General features: G+C 61.1%; 16 protein-coding genes. 8 read left to right on the top strand and 8 right to left on the bottom strand.

Annotated features, from left to right (window positions below; genetic code table 11):
- The first annotated feature begins 117 nt into the window (after positions 1-117).
- The 5 genes from BLW69_RS15780 (at position 118) to BLW69_RS15800 (ending at position 4,675) form a co-directional block, all read left to right on the top strand.
- Positions 118-1,245: an ABC transporter substrate-binding protein gene (locus BLW69_RS15780; protein WP_092663271.1), complete on the top strand. Its 1,128-nt coding sequence runs from the start codon at positions 118-120 to the stop codon at positions 1,243-1,245.
- Between the two features lie 101 nt (positions 1,246-1,346).
- On the top strand, positions 1,347-2,225 hold the full coding sequence (locus BLW69_RS15785) for a branched-chain amino acid ABC transporter permease (RefSeq protein WP_062459345.1): 879 nt from the start codon (positions 1,347-1,349) through the stop codon (positions 2,223-2,225).
- Positions 2,222-3,196, top strand: coding sequence for a branched-chain amino acid ABC transporter permease (locus tag BLW69_RS15790; protein ID WP_092663273.1), 975 nt, complete (start codon positions 2,222-2,224; stop codon positions 3,194-3,196). The genes BLW69_RS15785 and BLW69_RS15790 overlap by 4 nt, the downstream gene beginning before the upstream one ends.
- The gene (locus tag BLW69_RS15795) at positions 3,193-3,951 is read left to right on the top strand and encodes an ABC transporter ATP-binding protein (RefSeq protein ID WP_092663275.1); all 759 of its coding nucleotides are present in this window, start codon (positions 3,193-3,195) and stop codon (positions 3,949-3,951) included. Before BLW69_RS15790 ends, BLW69_RS15795 begins: the two co-directional genes overlap by 4 nt.
- A 1-nt stretch (position 3,952) precedes the next feature.
- A complete protein-coding gene (locus BLW69_RS15800) occupies positions 3,953-4,675 on the top strand; it encodes an ABC transporter ATP-binding protein (protein ID WP_092663277.1) in 723 nt (240 codons plus the stop codon).
- 40 nt (positions 4,676-4,715) lie between these two features.
- Here BLW69_RS15800 and BLW69_RS15805 read toward each other — a convergent pair whose 3' ends face one another.
- The 3 genes from BLW69_RS15805 to BLW69_RS15815 are packed head-to-tail and all read right to left on the bottom strand — an operon-like array spanning position 4,716 to position 7,937.
- Complete coding sequence (locus BLW69_RS15805) at positions 4,716-5,459, bottom strand: SDR family NAD(P)-dependent oxidoreductase (RefSeq protein ID WP_092663279.1); 744 nt, start codon at positions 5,457-5,459, stop codon at positions 4,716-4,718.
- Positions 5,452-6,231, bottom strand: a complete 780-nt coding sequence (locus BLW69_RS15810) for an SDR family NAD(P)-dependent oxidoreductase (protein WP_092663281.1) — start codon at positions 6,229-6,231, stop codon at positions 5,452-5,454. The genes BLW69_RS15805 and BLW69_RS15810 overlap by 8 nt, the downstream gene beginning before the upstream one ends.
- Positions 6,228-7,937, bottom strand: a complete 1,710-nt coding sequence (locus BLW69_RS15815) for an FAD-dependent oxidoreductase (RefSeq protein WP_092663283.1) — start codon at positions 7,935-7,937, stop codon at positions 6,228-6,230. The genes BLW69_RS15810 and BLW69_RS15815 overlap by 4 nt, the downstream gene beginning before the upstream one ends.
- Before the next feature lie 116 nt (positions 7,938-8,053).
- Here BLW69_RS15815 and BLW69_RS15820 point away from each other — a divergent pair, with 116 nt between their 5' ends.
- Together BLW69_RS15820 and BLW69_RS15825 are read left to right on the top strand one after the other, a co-directional pair.
- Complete coding sequence (locus BLW69_RS15820; protein ID WP_062578250.1) at positions 8,054-8,953, top strand: helix-turn-helix domain-containing protein; 900 nt, start codon at positions 8,054-8,056, stop codon at positions 8,951-8,953.
- A gap of 85 nt (positions 8,954-9,038) precedes the next feature.
- Positions 9,039-9,602, top strand: coding sequence for an NIPSNAP family protein (locus BLW69_RS15825; protein WP_162759512.1), 564 nt, complete (start codon positions 9,039-9,041; stop codon positions 9,600-9,602).
- Positions 9,603-9,620: 18 nt separating this feature from the next.
- Here the strand turns inward: BLW69_RS15825 and BLW69_RS15830 are convergent, their stop codons facing one another.
- The 3 genes from BLW69_RS15830 to BLW69_RS15840 form a co-directional block, all read right to left on the bottom strand.
- The gene (locus BLW69_RS15830; RefSeq protein ID WP_092663287.1) at positions 9,621-10,943 is read right to left on the bottom strand and encodes an MATE family efflux transporter; all 1,323 of its coding nucleotides are present in this window, start codon (positions 10,941-10,943) and stop codon (positions 9,621-9,623) included.
- A gap of 102 nt (positions 10,944-11,045) precedes the next feature.
- Complete coding sequence (tdh, locus tag BLW69_RS15835; protein WP_092663289.1) at positions 11,046-12,080, bottom strand: L-threonine 3-dehydrogenase; 1,035 nt, start codon at positions 12,078-12,080, stop codon at positions 11,046-11,048.
- A gap of 44 nt (positions 12,081-12,124) precedes the next feature.
- Positions 12,125-13,315, bottom strand: a complete 1,191-nt coding sequence (locus BLW69_RS15840; RefSeq protein ID WP_062459309.1) for a glycine C-acetyltransferase — start codon at positions 13,313-13,315, stop codon at positions 12,125-12,127.
- Between the two features lie 753 nt (positions 13,316-14,068).
- Between BLW69_RS15840 and BLW69_RS15850 the strand changes: the two genes are divergently transcribed.
- Positions 14,069-14,470: a response regulator gene (locus BLW69_RS15850; RefSeq protein ID WP_092663293.1), complete on the top strand. Its 402-nt coding sequence runs from the start codon at positions 14,069-14,071 to the stop codon at positions 14,468-14,470.
- Positions 14,471-14,581: 111 nt separating this feature from the next.
- Here the strand turns inward: BLW69_RS15850 and BLW69_RS15855 are convergent, their stop codons facing one another.
- Both BLW69_RS15855 and BLW69_RS15860 read right to left on the bottom strand, forming a co-directional pair.
- Positions 14,582-15,571 (bottom strand): sensor histidine kinase, encoded by a 990-nt coding sequence (locus BLW69_RS15855; RefSeq protein ID WP_092663295.1) that lies wholly within the window; start codon positions 15,569-15,571, stop codon positions 14,582-14,584.
- A gap of 13 nt (positions 15,572-15,584) precedes the next feature.
- Positions 15,585-15,815, bottom strand: a complete 231-nt coding sequence (locus BLW69_RS15860; RefSeq protein ID WP_062459299.1) for a hypothetical protein — start codon at positions 15,813-15,815, stop codon at positions 15,585-15,587.

Genomic DNA, 15,815 nt, shown 5'->3' on the forward strand with positions numbered 1-15,815 from the left:
GCGATCGAGACGAAGACACCGCAGGCCCGGCTTTACGCACGGGCAGGAGGGATACGGCGACAAGGGAGGAGACCTGGCCGCCGGGACGGAAATATCGATCAGCCAAGGAGGAAGGTCATGATCAGAAAACTAATCACCACGACTGCAATGGTACTGGCGCTCGGCGCAATGCCGGCGCTTGCCGAACTGAAGGTCGGCTCGATCGTCGAGTTGTCCGGACCCGGTGCCGCGGCCGGCACCAACTTCCGCGATGGCGTGAAGATGGGCTTTGAGGAAATCAATGCGCAGGGCGGCATCCTCAAGGAGCCGGTCAAGGTTCTGGAATATGACAGCCAGACCGACCCGCAGGTTTCGCGCGCCATGGTGCAGAAGGGTATCGACGACGGCATCTACGCGATCATGGGAACGGTGTTCTCGTCATCAACCGTGGTCAACATGCTGGTCGCGCGTCAGGCCGGCATTCCGCAGTTCACCGGCTCCGAGGCCCCGTCCATCGTCGCCATGAAAAACCCCTACATCTTCCGCACCGCCTTCGGCTCGCAAAAGGGCGTGCCGAAACTTGCCAAATACATGTCCGAGACGATGGGTCTGAAAAAGGTCGGCGTCGCTTGGGCCAATACCGAATTCGGCAAGGGCGGCCACAAGGCTTTCGTCGATGCGATGAAGGCTGCCAATATCGAGGTCGTCGTCGATGTGCCGTCTGAACAGGCGCAGGCTGACTTCTCCGCCGACGTGCTGAAGCTGAAGGGCTCCACGGCCGAAGCCTTCTTCATCTATTACACCGAGGAAGAAAGCGCCCGCTTCCTGCGCGAAGCCCGCAAGCAAGGCCTGAACAAACCGCTTCTCGGCGAAACTACTCTGATCGGCCACAAGGTCATCGAACTTGCCGGCGATGCTGCCAACGGCGCTATGGGCCATGTCGGCCTGACGCCCGATGCCGATATCCCCGCCGTCAAGGAAATGGTCGAGCGCTTCAAGACGAAGTTCAAGTACACGCCCGACCACAATGCCATCAAAGGCTACACCGCCGCCTGGACGCTGAAATACGTCACGGAAATGGTCGGCAAGCCGGACAGCAAGGCCATCGCGGAAAAGCTGCACGGTCTCAAGCTGACCGCCAAGGATCATCCCGGCGTCCTGATGGATGTGAGTTGGGACGACACCGGCGAGATGTCGCGCGAAAGCTTTGTCGTGAAAGTCGAGAACGGCAAACAGGTGGTCCAGGCGGTGCTGCCGCCGAACTGATGCCGATCGCATGACGAGACAAGTGCCGGCGGTTCGCGCCGCCGGCACGTCGTCATCAATCCTGCACGTCACGCCGATTACCAGCCCGTGAGGACGACCCCATGGCCGAGTTTATCCAGATTATTGTCTCCGGTCTCGCCGCCGGCTCCATCTACGCCCTTGCGGCAGTCGGCTTCACCCTGTTGTGGCAGGCATCGCAAACCATCAACTTTGCCCAAGGCGAGTTCGTCATGCTGCCAGCCTTTTTCGTGCTGGTTGGTATGACAGTGTTTGGCCTGCCGCTATGGCCCTCCGTGGCGCTGGCGCTCGCGCTGTCGCTTCTTATTCTCGGCGTGGCCTTCAAGCGGCTGATCGTCGAACCGATGCTGCCGCACGGAACGCTGCCGCTGGTCATCGCCACCATTTCGCTCGGCCTCCTGATGAAGGAAAGCGTCAAGGAATTTTACGGCGCGACCGCCCAGCCCTTCCCTGCGATCTTTCCGCAGACGGTCTACGAGATCGCTGGCGCCAGCGTTTCTATGCAGGATATCGGCAATCTCGTTGTCTCGATGCTCGCCATCGGCAGCCTGCAGCTGTTTCTCAATCGAACACGGACCGGCCGATGCATGCAGGCCAGCGCCCAGAATCCGGCGGTCGCCGAAATCCTCGGCGTCAACGTCAAGCGCATGGTGCTCTATACATTTCTGATCAATGCCGGCCTTGCCACCGTGGCCTCGGTGCTGATCTCGCCGATCTATCTCGCCAAGTTTTCCAATGGTGAAACGCTCGGCCTCGTCGCCTTCATCGCCGCCATCGTCGGCGGGTTCAACCAGATCCGCGGCGCCCTGGTCGGCGGTCTGCTGATCGGCGTGATCGACAATCTGTCAGCCGTCTACATCTCCGCCCAGTACCGCTCGGCCATGCCGCTTCTGCTGCTGATCGCCATCATCCTCTTGCGTCCGCAGGGCCTGCTCGGCACCTCGGAAGGGAGAACCGTATGATCCGCCTGAAACCGTTTCTGCTTCTGCTGGGTATTGCTGCCCTCGTCGCCGCTCCGATCGGCCAGGGCAACTACATTGTCTACACGCTGGCCTCGTGGCTGATTTTCTCGATCACCGCCATGGGTCTCAACCTGACGCTCGGTTATGCCGGCCAAGTCAGCCTGGCGCAGGCCGCCTTCATGGGCATCGGCGCCTACATCACCGCGCTGATGACACTCAACGGCATTCACTGGGGACTGGCCGTGATCGTGTCGATCGCAGCAAGCTTCGCGGTCGGCTTGCTGCTCGGCTACCCCGCGCTGCGGGTTCAGCACCACTTCCTCGCCTTCGTCACGCTTGCCTTCAACACGCTGTTGTTCCTCGTGCTGCGCAACGAGGAAGAGATAACCGGCGGGTCGTTCGGCCTTGTGGGCATGCCTCGGCCGTCGTTTTTCGGTATCACCACCGACAGCAACATCGCCTTTTACTATTTCACGCTGGTGTGTTTCATCGTTTCCGCCGGCGCCATGTGGTGGATCCTGCGCTCTCCCTGGGGGCGAGCCTTCAGGGCGCTGCGGGAAAATCCAATCCGCGCCGAAAGCCTCGGCCTTAAGGTTCGACGCCAGACACTGCTCGCCTTTGCCATCGGCTCTGCGTTCGGCGGTCTTGCCGGCGCGCTGCAGGCACCGCTGGTGCAGTTCATCGAGCCCAGCAGCTTTGCACTGATCCATTCCCTGAAAATCCTGCTGATGGTGGTGGTCGGCGGTTCGGGCTTCTTCTTCGGCCCGATGCTGGGTGCCGCCGTGGTGATTCTCCTGCCGGAACTGCTGCGCTTCACGGAAGGCTATTACCTGATCATCTACTCGACGCTGGTGATCGTCCTGATGGTGTTTTCGCCAACCGGCCTGATCGGGGCCGGCAAGAAACTCGCGGAAAGGTTCCGGCCCAAGCATGAGGCCCGCCGCGATCTCAAACAGGGAGTCCAGCTATGAATGCGGCGGCCCAGGAGGTCATTCTTTCGGTTCACAACATCTCGAAACGGTTCGGCGGCATCCGTGCCGTCCACCAGGTCAGCTTCGACGTGCACAAAGGCGAAATTCTTGGTTTGATTGGCCCGAACGGATCTGGCAAATCGACGCTGTTCAACTGCATTCTCGGCCAGTCGAAGCCGACCGAGGGTCACTGCCAGATCAACGGCAAGTCCACCGACGGCGTAAGGCCTGCCGACCTGTCTCTGATGGGTGTCGGCCGCACCTTCCAGCAGCTTTCGGTCTTCCCCAACATGACGGTGCTCGACAATATCATCGTTGCCGGCCAGGAGCATGAAGGCTCGATGCTGTCGCGCCTGTTCGGCGAATCGGACGCCGGACTGACGGAAAAAGCCGAACAGCTGATCGAGTTCTTCCGGTTGACGCCTTACCGCGATACGCCGGCGGGCTCGCTTTCCTACGGCCAGCAAAAGCTGGTCGATGCGGCCATGGCCTTCATGGCGGGACCCGGCATCGTACTTCTCGACGAGCCGGCCGGCGGCGTCAACCTGACCATGCTTGGGCACCTCAAGGACCGGCTGATCACCTACAACCGCGAACACGGCACAACCTTCGTGGTGATCGAACACAATATGGAATTCGTCATGTCGCTCTGCACCCGCGTCATCGTGCTGGCGCAGGGCGAGATCATCGCCGAGGGGACCCCGGACGAAATCCGGGCGAACCAATTGGTCATCGACGCGTATCTCGGAGGCTGACATGCTGGAAGTGAAAAACCTCAATGGCGGTTACGGCCGCATCACAATTCTCAACGGGACGTCTTTCAGCATACCGAAAGCTTCCATCACCACGGTGATCGGTCCGAACGGCGCTGGCAAATCCACGGTGTTCAAGGCGATCTTCGGTTTGCTCGACATCAATTCCGGCTCCATCCACCTGGAAGGCGAGGACGTGACGCGCAAGCGCCCGGCCGACATGATTGCCCGCGGCGTCACCTACGTGCCGCAGGGCCGCAATGTCGTGCCGCAACTGTCCGTGCTGCACAATCTCGAACTCGGCGGCATCACCGCCAAGGATCAGGCGCGGGTGAAAATGCGGATGGAACAGGTCATGGACCAGTTCCCCATGCTGCGCCAGCGCAAGGACCAGAAGGCGATCGAGCTCTCCGGCGGCCAGCAGAAACAGCTTGAGATCGCCCGCGCGCTGCTGCTCGATCCGAAGCTGATCCTGATCGACGAACCGTCGATCGGCCTGTCCCCCAATCTCGTGCAGGAGGTGTTCCAGACGCTGACCCGCCTGCGCGACCAGGGCGTAACGATCCTGATGGTCGAACAGAATGCCAAGGCGGCGCTCGCCATGTCCGATTACGGGCTGGTGCTGGAACTCGGCCAGACGCGTATGTTCGACAAGTCGGATAAGCTGCTCAATGATCCGCGTGTCGGCCAGCTGTTTCTCGGCGGTCACATCGAGGATGCCGCCTGATCGATCCTCGCGATCGCATAACCTTTTCGGCGACGCGTTCTCAAGGGGACGCGTCGCCGAAATCACCGAACGCGGTCCAGCCGCCGTCGACCGGCAGCACCACGCCGGTGATCGCCGATGCCGCTGGAGAGGCTAGAAAATTCACGGCGGCAGCTACCTCCTCGGCCATGATCAGCCGCCCGATCGGCGTGCGGCGGCGAAGCGTTGGCAGATCGATCCGGCCTGCGGCCGCCAGCTTTTCCACGAGCGCCGTCTGCACGAAAGCCGGCGCAACGGCATTGACCCGCACACCACGCCCAGCCCACTCGCAGGCCATCGCCCGCGTCATGGCAACAATCCCGGCCTTGGCAGCACCATAGGCATTGCGCTTGGGAAGACCGGTCAGTCCGGCAATCGAGGACAGGTTGACGATTGCGCCATCGCCCCGCGCGACCATGCCACGCGCCACTTCCCGCGACATCAGAAACGTGCCGGCCAGATGCACATCGAGCACCCTCCGGAAAGCCTCGATCCCCTGCTCCAGCGTTGGCAGGTGGCTGTCGCCGATCCCGGCATTGTTGACCAGCACACTGAACGGAGCCGAACCAGCTACCGCGGCCACCTGCGCCTCGTCGGTCACATCGCACGCCATGCCGCGATGGACATCGCCCAGCTCAGACGCCCGCTCAGCAGCCTTATCGCCGTCGATATCGGCGATGGTGATGCGGTGGCCGCTTTGAGCAAGCGCTCGGGCAATTGCCAGGCCGATCCCGTCGGCGCCGCCGGTGACGAGGGCTTCACGCATAACCAGGCCTCGGTACCAGTCCCATCAGCGATTGCGACAGCCCCCCATCGACGAGGATGTCCTGTCCCGTGATGTAGGATGCGCGCGGCGAGGCGAGGAACAAAGCCGCATCTGCCAGATCTTCAGGGCTTGCGATACGGCGGATGGGGACCATGGCTTCGCGCCGGGCCTTGACCTGCGGATCGGCGTAGAAGGTTTCGGAAAGCGCCGTGCGCACCAGTCCCGGGCTCAACGTATTCGAGCGGATGCCCTTCGGTCCCCATTCATAGGCAAGCTGGCGCGACAGCATCAGGATTGCTGCCTTCGACGCGGAATAGGCGCCGCTTGCAGGTTGAGGGTAGCTGCCCGAGATGCTCGCCACATGCACCAAGGCACCTTGTCCGCGGGACATCATGCCGCGACCGAACGCCTGAGCGGTGACGAGATAACCCGTAAGGTTGACGGAAAGCATCGCCGACCAGTCGGCCTCGGAGACGCTTTCGAGCGGGCCGGGCCGCAGGATTCCGGCGTTGTTGATCAGGATATCAGCGCCTCCCAGCGCCTCGACCGCATCCGCCGCTGCGGCAACGTCGTCTGCCCGCGACACATCACACTTGAGCGAGAAACTACCCATACCCAGTTCGGCAGCGAGCGACGCCGTCTGCGCCTCGTCACGGTCGAGCAGCACGACCCGCACACCTTCCGCAGCGAAGGCGCGCGCCAGCCCCTGACCGATGCCGCCTCCGGCGCCGGTGATGACGGCCGTCTTTCCCTCCAGTCCAAGCCAGCTCATGCCGCGTCTCCCTCCCCCGTCGCCGCCGGTGCGATCCCTGCGAGATAGCGCCCGGTGATCCAGCCGAATGTCATCGCCGGGCCGAGCGTGATCCCGGCACCGGGATAATTGCCGCCCATGATCGAGGCCCGGTCGTTACCGACCGCAAACAGGCCATCGATCACCCGGCCATCCCGATCGACGACCGAGCCCTCCACTGTGGTTTTCAGTCCGTCGAACGTTCCGAGGTCGCCGATTTCTAGCCGGACGGCGTAGAACGGCCCATGCTCGAGAGGCGCAACCGAAGGGTTGGGCTTGTGGTCGGGATCGGCAAGGTATCGGTTGAAGGTGGTCTCGCCGCGATGGAACTGTTCGTCCCGTCCGTGCCTGGCGCCCCGGTTGAATTCGGCCACGGTCGCCACCAGACCGGTCGCATCGATCCCGCAGACCTTGGCGAGATCGGCAAGTGTCTTTCCCTTCTTGAGGTAGCCGTTTCTCAGCCACGGCAGAAGCGGCACCGGCGCGGGCTTTGCGTGGCCAAGACCATACTTGCGGATCGCCCGATGGTCGCAAATCAGCCACGCGCCCCCCTCGCCCACCGCAACCATGGCAGCGCCGACATCGTGGTAGCTCTCGCTCTCATTGGTAAATCGCCGGCCATTGGACAGAACGGCAATCATGCCCGGCTTGTAGCGATCGAGCAGATGCGGAAAATAGCCTATGCCTGGCACACGGCTGATCGGCATCCAGGCAGCCGGCTGGGCGAATTCGGCATCAAATGCGCCGCCTGCCTCTTCGCCGAGACGGATGCCGTCGCCGGTATTGCCCTCCGGTACCGGCGAAAAATGCTCACCGCCTGCCTTGAGATGGGCGTAGATCCCGGCTCGCCTCGCGAGATCCTGCGCATATCCTCCGCAAGCAAGGACTACTCCCCGCCGGGCGACGATACGGCCGGGTGACGCGCCACCGACCTCGACACCGGTGATACGACCACCGTCCTTGGTCATCCTTAGCGCCGGCGTATCGGTCAGGATCGGAATATCGAGATCGAGACAGGCTGCGGCCAGCCGCGCTGCCAGCGCGTTGCCGCTCGTGACCTGGACGCCGCGGCCGTGACGCACAACCTCGCCGGCATGCGCGACAAGGCGTTTCATCACGTAGGAAAACGAGGTCAGCGATTTGGTGGCGTTGAAGAAATGCCTGATATCGGCATTGGACGAGTTGAACATCATGCCCATGAACGTGATCGAGCCGAGCGGCGGCCGCAGCCGGGCAAGATCGCTGCCGAGCACGCTGCTGTCGAAAGGCGCCGCCAGCACCGAGCGCCCGACATCGACGCCGCCATCCACCGTCGGGTGATAGTCCGGGTAAAGCGTGGGGACGAATTTCACCACCGTCTCGCGTTCGAACCAGTCGAGCATTTTCGGACCGGCCTCGAGAAACGCGTCGATCGTTTGCGCGTCGAACCAGTTCCCGGTCTCGGCCTTGAGGTAACGGCGCGCCGCGTCGCGCGTATCGCTCGGGTTGTTCGATTTCCCGTGCCGGTTTCCGGGTATCCACAGCACGCCACCCGAAAACGCCGTCGTGCCTCCGAACACAGGCTCCTTCTCGATCACGATCACGGACAGGCCGTGTTTCCTCGCCGTGATCGCGGTGGCAAGCCCTCCCGCGCCCGATCCGACGACCAGCACGTCACAGACGTGCCCCTCCTCCCTCTTCGGCTCCATCCGCTTCTCCCGGTCGCGTTTGATGGAGATCTTGCTAACCCGCATACCGGGGATGACCAATGGACGCCGTCGCGCAATTGTTGCACTATTTGCCAGGGAGATAATGAGGAGGACACATGGGAAGCTTGGCCGCAGGCGGCATTCCGCTTTACTATCTCTATGGCGATCAGGGTGCCGACGTCGATCTGGACTTCCTGCATATTGAACCCCTGCGTGACCGCAGCGGGCCAAACGATTGGAGAATTCGTCCGCATGCCCATCCGGACCATATGCAGGTTCTGCTGGTCAGAGAGGGGGGTGGAACGATCCGCATGGAGGATCAGATCTCATTCATACCCGCGCCTGCGATCATGGTTGTTCCAGCCGGTATCGTGCACCAGATCGATTTTGATCCGGGGACTGACGGCTACGTGGTGACGGCCGCACTCGGTTGCCTGAAGGCAGCGTCGAGCTCGGACCCGCGGCTCGAAACGGCTGCATCGAGACCGGCAGTCTACCCGATCGAAGGAACCGGCGTCAGCATTCCGGCCGTCGTCGACACGTTTCACTGGCTGCATCGGGAATTCATCTGGTCGGCACCCGGCCGGCGCATATCGATGATGGCACACTACATGCGGCTGCTCGTGATCGTGCTGAGGCTTAACATCACCCATGACGAGACCGGTATATCCACGCCAGACCGGGGTTATGATCTGCTTTTGCGCTACAGGGCCCTTTTGGAGCGCCACTTCCGGACGGAGCGATCCTTGACCTTCTACGCGAAAGAGCTGGCGGCGACGCAGGCGCGGCTCAATGCTGCCTGCAAGGCGCGCGCCGGCAAGACCGCGTCGGACCTGCTCTACGAGCGGCTGTTGATGGAAGCCAAGCGCTACCTCGTCTATACCGAGAGCAGCGTCGCGCAGGTGGCACATATGACCGGTTTCGACGACCCCGCCTATTTCAACCGCTTCTTTACCCAGCGTGTCGGGATCTCTCCGGGGACCTATCGCAAACAGGCGGCACGACACGACAGCTGATAGGCTCAATTGTCCAATCTCTTGCATGCCTTATCCATGTTCGCGGGCGGTCCGGCGTGCCAGACTTGCGCGACGGGAGACGGTGATGATCCACGAATGGCGAACCTATCAGCTAAAGCCGGGCGCAACCGGCGAGTACCTCGCACTGCTTGCAGACCTCGGGCTTCCGCTTGTGACACGGCACCTGCCGCTTCTCGGCTACTGGCAGGCGGAAACCGGCCCTCTGAACGTGATCCACCATCTCTGGACCTATGCGGACTGGGCTGAACGCGAAGCATGCCGCGCCGCACTCTCGAATGAAGAGGCTTGGGTAAACGGCTTCATCCCCCAGGCTTTCCCGATGGTGTTGCAGCAGCATAACTATCTGGCGACGCTTGGGCGCGGATCACCCGTTTTCGACACGGCCGTCGCCGACCGTCACCGGCAGCATGGCCCACGGCCCGCAGGCACGCCCTTGTTTGCCCCTGACTGTGCAGGATTGGTGACCGACCATGCGCCGCCTGATGCGGTCGCGCTGCTCGAGCCGTTTTCCGGTTCGACAGAAGGTCCTCTTGCCCTGCTTCCACGTCACGCTGATCCGTTGAGGTTCGTCGGTGGGTATGAAGGACAGCACACCGTACTGCGCCCCTTGTCGTTTTCGCCGCTATGAGCGCTGTGCAAATTGCCGCTACACCTGCGCAAATGTCTCTTTCAGTTTCAAGCCGAGCGTTACCGCACGCGCTATCATCAGGATCATCATCGCTGTCCACAACCCTTCATTTCCCCAGATCTGCTGCAGACCATAAGCGGTGGCGATGAAGATGCAGGTGGAGATGATCATGCTGTTGCGCATATCGCGGGCGCGCATGGCTCCGATCATGATGCCATCAAGCATGAAGCTGGTCACGGAAACGAGCGGCAACGCGATCAGGAAGGGAAGCAGGGCAATGGCGGCGGTACGAACATCTTCCTGATCGGTGAGGAGCGAGACGATCGATGAGCCAGCGAAGGCGTAAACGACCGAAAACAGAAACGCCACCAGACCCGACCACACAAACGCGGCCTTGATCACTTGGGCGAGCGCCTTTTTTTGCCGCGCACCGATGACTGAACCGACAAGGGTTTCAGTGGCATTCGCAAACCCGTCCAACCCATAGGATGTAAAGCCGTGGAGGTTGAGAAGGATGGCATTGGCGGCGAGGATCGTGTCGCCTTCCTTGGCACCGCTGCGGGCAAACCAGCCGAAACAGAGCAGAAGGAAGAAGCTTCGCAGAAAGATGTCCCGGTTGACCGCGACCAGCCGTCGAAGTGCCAACCCGTCCAGCAGCTCTTTCATCCGCACTGCGGGATGCGCACCGAATGGCTTGATGATGAAGAGGCCTGCGATCAAGGCCACCCATTCGGCAACGGCGGTCCCCGCCCCTATGCCGGCGACACCCCAGTCGAAAACAAGAACCAGCGTGAGAGTTGCGAGCAAGTTGACGATATTAAGGGCGACTTGTAGCGCCAGTGAGATCATCACGCGCTGGCAACCGAGAAGGTAGCCGACAAGGACAAAATTTCCGAGCGTCGCAGGCGCTGACCAGATTCTGGCGAATGCATAATCCGACGCGCTCCGGTAGACCGCTTCACTGCCGCCGAGGAATCCGAGTCCGATCTCGATGATCGGCTTTTGCAGCAGGATGATCACGGCACCGCCGGCAGCGGCGATAAGCAGCGCCCGAAACAGATGCATGCGCATGAGCGTGCTATCTTTGGCACCCCACGCCTGGGAGACCAGACCGGTCGTTGCCATGCGCAGAAAACTGAAACTCCAGAAAAGGAAATTGAACAGCACGCCGCTCAGCGCTACCCCGCCGAGAAAGAAAGACCCCGGGAGATGTCCCGCCACCATCGTATCGACAAGTGACAGGATCGGCTGAGCCAGATTTGCGAGAATGATGGGAAGCGCCAGGAAGACCATCCGACGGTTCCAGTTTTCCTTTGCTCCCTGTTCCGGCAAGATGGTCATAATCCGAAAGGGCCTGAGCAGAAGAGCTTCGCCTGCCCTATAGTCTTGATCGACATCGTATTGCCCCCATCGGTCGGCTTTTTGTTGGACCTCATGTTGGCTTCACCAGTCCATGACGACCTTTCCGGAATTGCCGGAGCGCATGGCCTCGAACCCGTCTCTGAAGGAGTCGATGCCGATGCGATGGGTAATGAGAGGCGAAAGGTCGAGGCCGCCCTGCACGAAGGCGATCATCTTGTACCAGGTCTCGAACATTTCCCGCCCGTAGATGCCCTTGAGATCGAGCATCTTGAAGATCACCTTGTTCCAGTCGATCTCGAACCCGGTCGGCGCGATGCCGAGAATGGCAATCTTGCCGCCATTGTTCATCTTGTCGATCATGTCGCGGAAGGCGGGGGCCGCGCCCGACATTTCCAAACCGACATCGAAGCCCTCGGTCATACCGATGCGCTTCATCACGTCCGACAGGTTTGCCTTGGACGCATCGACGACGTGGTCGATGCCGAGCTTTTCGGCAAGTGCCAGGCGCACCGGGTTGATGTCGGTGATCACGACCTTGCGGGCGCCGGAGCGCTTGGCAACCATCGCACCCATGATGCCGATCGGACCGGCTCCGGTCACCAGGACGTCCTCGCCGACCAGATCGAAGGAGAGAGCGGTGTGCACGGCGTTGCCGAACGGATCGAAGATCGCGGCAATCTCGTCCGGCACATCATCCGGGATCGGCACGACATTGTCTTCGGGAATGCAGACAAATTCGGCAAAAGATCCGGGCCGGTGGACACCCACGCCCAACGTGTTGCGGCAAAGGTGTCCGCGCCCCGCGCGGCAGTTGCGGCACTTGCCGCAAACGATATGCCCCTCGCCGGAGACGCGCGCGCCGACCTGGACCTTGGTGACCGCAGAGCCCACCTGCGCGATCTCCCCGCAGAACTCGTGGCCGACGACCATCGGCACCGGGATGGTTTTTTGGGCCCAACTGTCCCAGTTCCAGATATGAACGTCGGTGCCGCATATCGCGGACTTCTTCACCCGGATCAGCACGTCGTTGGGGCCGGGGTCCGGAACAGGGATATGCTCCATCCAGAGACCGGTTTCGGCTTTCGACTTGACGAGGGCGCGCATCATGTTGGTCATCGAAAAATTCCTGTCAATGAGTTGGATCGGTTCGGGCCGGGCATCTACTCGATCACGCGCAGTTCCCTGCCGACCTCTTCGAACGCCGCAATGGCCCGGCGCACATCGTCCTCACTATGCGCCGCAGACATCTGGGTGCGGATACGCGCCTGGCCTTTCGGTACGACCGGGAAGGCGAAGCCGACGACGTAGACACCCTTTTCCAGCATCCTCGCCGCCATGTCCTGCGCCAGCGACGCATCGCCGAGCATAACGGGAATGATCGGATGCCCCTCGCCCGCCAACGTGAACCCAAGCTTGCTCATTTCATCGCGGAAGAGGCGGGAATTGGCTTCTAGCCGGGCGCGCAATGCGTCACCATTGTCGATCAGGTCAAACACCTTCAGCGAGGCGCTCGCAATCACCGGAGCGAGGGTGTTGGAAAACAGATAGGGACGCGAGCGCTGGCGCAGCCAGTCGACCACTTCCTTCTTGCCGGACGTATAGCCGCCGGATGCACCGCCGAGCGCCTTGCCGAGCGTGCCGGTGATGATATCCACCCTGCCCTCGACGCCGCAATGTTCCGCCGAGCCGCGACCGTGCTTGCCGACGAAGCCGACGGCATGGCTGTCATCGACCATGACCATGGCGCCATATTTCTCGGCAAGGTCGCAGACGCCCGCAAGATTGGCGATGATGCCGTCCATCGAAAACACGCCGTCTGTGGCGATCATCTTGAACCGGCTGCCTTCGGCCTTTTTCAGTTCCTCCTCCAGCGCCGCCATGTCGTTATTGGCGTAGCGGAAACGTTTCGCCTTGGAGAGGCGCACCCCGTCGATGATCGAAGCGTGGTTGAGTGCGTCCGATATGATCGCGTCCTCCTCGCCGAGAAGCGTCTCGAACAATCCACCATTGGCATCAAAGCAGGACGAATAGAGGATCGTATCCTCCAATCCCAGAAACTTCGAAATCCGGTCTTCGAGCTGCTTGTGCTCTTCCTGCGTCCCGCAGATGAAACGCACAGATGCCATGCCGTAGCCGTAACGATCCAGCGCGTTCTTGCCGGCCTCCACCAGTTCGGCGTTGTCGGCAAGGCCAAGGTAATTGTTGGCGCAAAAATTCAAAACCTTGCGACCAGATGCGACTTCGATCTCGCCGGCCTGTTTGGAAACGATCACCCGCTCGGTCTTGTAGAGACCCGAAGACCTCAGACCCGCAAGTTCGGTGGAGAGATGTGCGAGGAATGCGTTGCTCATTGTGAATGCAACCTTGTTTGCCTCCGACGCATCCGCGTCGCGGCTTTGAGAAGTTCGGGTATGGGACAGGAGAAGCGCGTTGACGCTCCTACCTCCCCTGCCTCGACCTTAAGCTGCTCGGTCCGTTTGCCGGACGGTGAAGCAAAGATCGAAGGCTTACGATGGTCACGCGGCCAAGGGTGCAAACCCGTTTTGGCAAAGGGTCTTTAATTCATCCAATGACATTACGTCTAGATCAAGCGCGTTGAGAAGATCGTTCTCAGCCGCGAAATCACGTCCGTACATGGCCGAGAAGATCCGGACACCGGCTTCGTGGAGCCGGTACCGTCTCGTGACATGGATCCTGCGCGTTGCAGCAAGGCGCGCGACGTACGTGCGCCGAACCACGCCGCACATCTGAATACAACCGTGTGTTCAGATGTCCGGTAGGGTGCATTCCTGTCTTGTGGTCGGCGGCTGGCAGCGCAATGACCAACATGTTTGCGCCGTACCCCTGGGCGGCCGCTTCGGTCACAGCCGTGGTGTTGAAAGCGCCGCCGATAGCCCATCGGCTACAAGAAGATTGTCCCCACACCCGAAGCAGACCAAAGGATACTGCCATCTACTTGCTACTCACCGAAAGCTGGCACTGCCACTGCCACTGCAATCCAACGCACTAGCCGGAAAGGCCAATGCAGTTGTCTGATACCCACTGCGTTTTTTGGAACGATAACCGCGTCGGTCTGTTGTAGGGCCACATGCAGGGAGTGGGACATGCGCAAAGTACTCGTGGTGGACGACGAGGTGTTGATCCGGATGACGGTCACAGACGCCCTGGAGGATGCGGGGTTCGAGGTCATAGAGGCCGGCACGGTGGACGAGGCCCTGGACAAGATCGATGACGGGACCATTCACTTCTTGTTCACAGATATCCAGATGCCCGGCCTTCTGACGGGTGTGGACCTTGCCCACGAAGTCGCCGCTCGGTTCCCTCACGCCGGGATCGTGGTTGCCTCCGGTCGCATCACGCCCGGTGAGATCGACTTGCCGTCTTCGGCACAATTCTTCTCGAAGCCGTATGACCTTGATCTGATCGTTGCACGCTTCGAGTCGATGTCGAAAAGCGCTGATCAGCGCGCTTCATCTACCCATGTTTCCGGTACAAGCGGACGCTAACTTATTCACCGGCAAAAGAGCGACCGCGCAGACGTTCAACGACAACACGGCTGCGCGTCAGCCCGTAGGAGTTTCCGGCGCGGGCTTGCGGCCGAGGCCTTTTCCAAGCGGTCAAGAGGCAAGCCGGCTCGTGTTGATGATAAGCGTGACCAGCGCTCCGTCCGGTGTCCAGTTATAGGAGATCGTTCCTCCAAGGTGAGCGGACATGGTACGGTCCAGCATTCTGCTACCGTAGCCGGCCGGGCCCTGTGGGAAGACAACCTCGGGCCCGCCCTGCTCGATCCAGGTCACCATCAGATTGTTCTCCTCGACCGATCCGGACACATCCAGTGTTCCGGTGCCGACTGACAGGGCGCCGTATTTCAGTGAATTCGTGGCGAGTTCGTGGATCACCAGCGAGAGGCCTGTGGCTGCCGCCTCTCCCACGCCCATCCTTGGAACTGCTACCCGAATACGGCCAGCAAACGCCGCCGTCTCGTCATAGGGGGAGAGCAAGATCGTGATCAGGTCACCGAGAAGAGCGGCCTTGCCCTGCCCGCCAGGTAAAGGCCGGACAAGGTCGTGAGCACGGCCGAGAGCGGTTAGCCTTAGAGTGAGCTGTGAGGTCATATCGGCGATCGAACTCGAGGACCGGGATGTCATCTGCGTCAGCCCTGACGCGATGGCGAGCAGGTTCTTGACCCGGTGGCTCATTTCTCCGGCGAGAAGCTCATGCCCTTCTTCAGCCTGCTTGCGGCCTGTGACATCGAGAAAGATGCCGGTCATCTGCCGAGCCAGAATATCCTCATCGCTCCCCTGACCGCGTGCTGAGATCCAGCGAACTTCAACATCGCTCATGATCCTGAAGTCGATCTCGTAAGGTCCAACGACGGCACGTGTTGCCGAGAACGCTGCCCTGACACGATCGCGGTCGGCCGGATGGACCTTGGCCGACAGGTCCTCAAAGGACAGGACGCCATCGACCTCCAAATCCCATAGTGCATATCCACGCTGGTCCATCGTGAACGCGTCCGTATCGACGTTCCAGGTCCACAGCGCCACGCCTGCCGCCTTGATCGCGCGTCGCAGCTGACCGGATGTCCACTCGGTGTTCTGGTCCATCAAGATGGCATCCTTAAAGGTCGGACTTGCGGGCGCGCATTGCGATCAGGCCTGCGGATGCCTTGGCGATGTCGTCGGCATCCTTCGCGAGGCGTGCCTGCCGCAGCCTTTGTGTTTTCGTCTCGCGCGCCGCAACGAGGGAGTCCATTTCCGCGACGGCGTGATTTCGGGCAAAGAACTGCGTCTGCGTGTTGCCGAAGGCAATCTCGGCCTGCTGTCTGGATTTCGAATGGGTCTGTGTCAT

Source organism: Rhizobium sp. NFR12 (assembly GCF_900108545.1).
GTDB lineage: Bacteria > Pseudomonadota > Alphaproteobacteria > Rhizobiales > Rhizobiaceae > Neorhizobium > Neorhizobium soli.

Excerpts from the sequence above, each read along its gene's own strand:
- BLW69_RS15825 (WP_162759512.1), top strand. The coding sequence starts at position 9,039 with ATGATCCACGAATGGCGAACCTATCAGCTAAAGCCGGGCGCAACCGGC.
- tdh (WP_092663289.1), bottom strand. The coding sequence starts at position 12,080 with ATGACCAACATGATGCGCGCCCTCGTCAAGTCGAAAGCCGAAACCGGT.
- BLW69_RS15830 (WP_092663287.1), bottom strand. The coding sequence starts at position 10,943 with ATGACCATCTTGCCGGAACAGGGAGCAAAGGAAAACTGGAACCGTCGG.
- BLW69_RS15790 (WP_092663273.1), top strand. The coding sequence starts at position 2,222 with ATGATCCGCCTGAAACCGTTTCTGCTTCTGCTGGGTATTGCTGCCCTC.
- BLW69_RS15815 (WP_092663283.1), bottom strand. The coding sequence starts at position 7,937 with ATGGAGCCGAAGAGGGAGGAGGGGCACGTCTGTGACGTGCTGGTCGTC.
- BLW69_RS15810 (WP_092663281.1), bottom strand. The coding sequence starts at position 6,231 with ATGAGCTGGCTTGGACTGGAGGGAAAGACGGCCGTCATCACCGGCGCC.
- BLW69_RS15820 (WP_062578250.1), top strand. The coding sequence starts at position 8,054 with ATGGGAAGCTTGGCCGCAGGCGGCATTCCGCTTTACTATCTCTATGGC.
- BLW69_RS15860 (WP_062459299.1), bottom strand. The coding sequence starts at position 15,815 with ATGACACAGACCCATTCGAAATCCAGACAGCAGGCCGAGATTGCCTTC.
- BLW69_RS15840 (WP_062459309.1), bottom strand. The coding sequence starts at position 13,315 with ATGAGCAACGCATTCCTCGCACATCTCTCCACCGAACTTGCGGGTCTG.
- BLW69_RS15805 (WP_092663279.1), bottom strand. The coding sequence starts at position 5,459 with ATGCGTGAAGCCCTCGTCACCGGCGGCGCCGACGGGATCGGCCTGGCA.
- BLW69_RS15855 (WP_092663295.1), bottom strand. The coding sequence starts at position 15,571 with ATGGACCAGAACACCGAGTGGACATCCGGTCAGCTGCGACGCGCGATC.
- BLW69_RS15800 (WP_092663277.1), top strand. The coding sequence starts at position 3,953 with ATGCTGGAAGTGAAAAACCTCAATGGCGGTTACGGCCGCATCACAATT.
- BLW69_RS15795 (WP_092663275.1), top strand. The coding sequence starts at position 3,193 with ATGAATGCGGCGGCCCAGGAGGTCATTCTTTCGGTTCACAACATCTCG.
- BLW69_RS15785 (WP_062459345.1), top strand. The coding sequence starts at position 1,347 with ATGGCCGAGTTTATCCAGATTATTGTCTCCGGTCTCGCCGCCGGCTCC.
- BLW69_RS15850 (WP_092663293.1), top strand. The coding sequence starts at position 14,069 with ATGCGCAAAGTACTCGTGGTGGACGACGAGGTGTTGATCCGGATGACG.
- BLW69_RS15780 (WP_092663271.1), top strand. The coding sequence starts at position 118 with ATGATCAGAAAACTAATCACCACGACTGCAATGGTACTGGCGCTCGGC.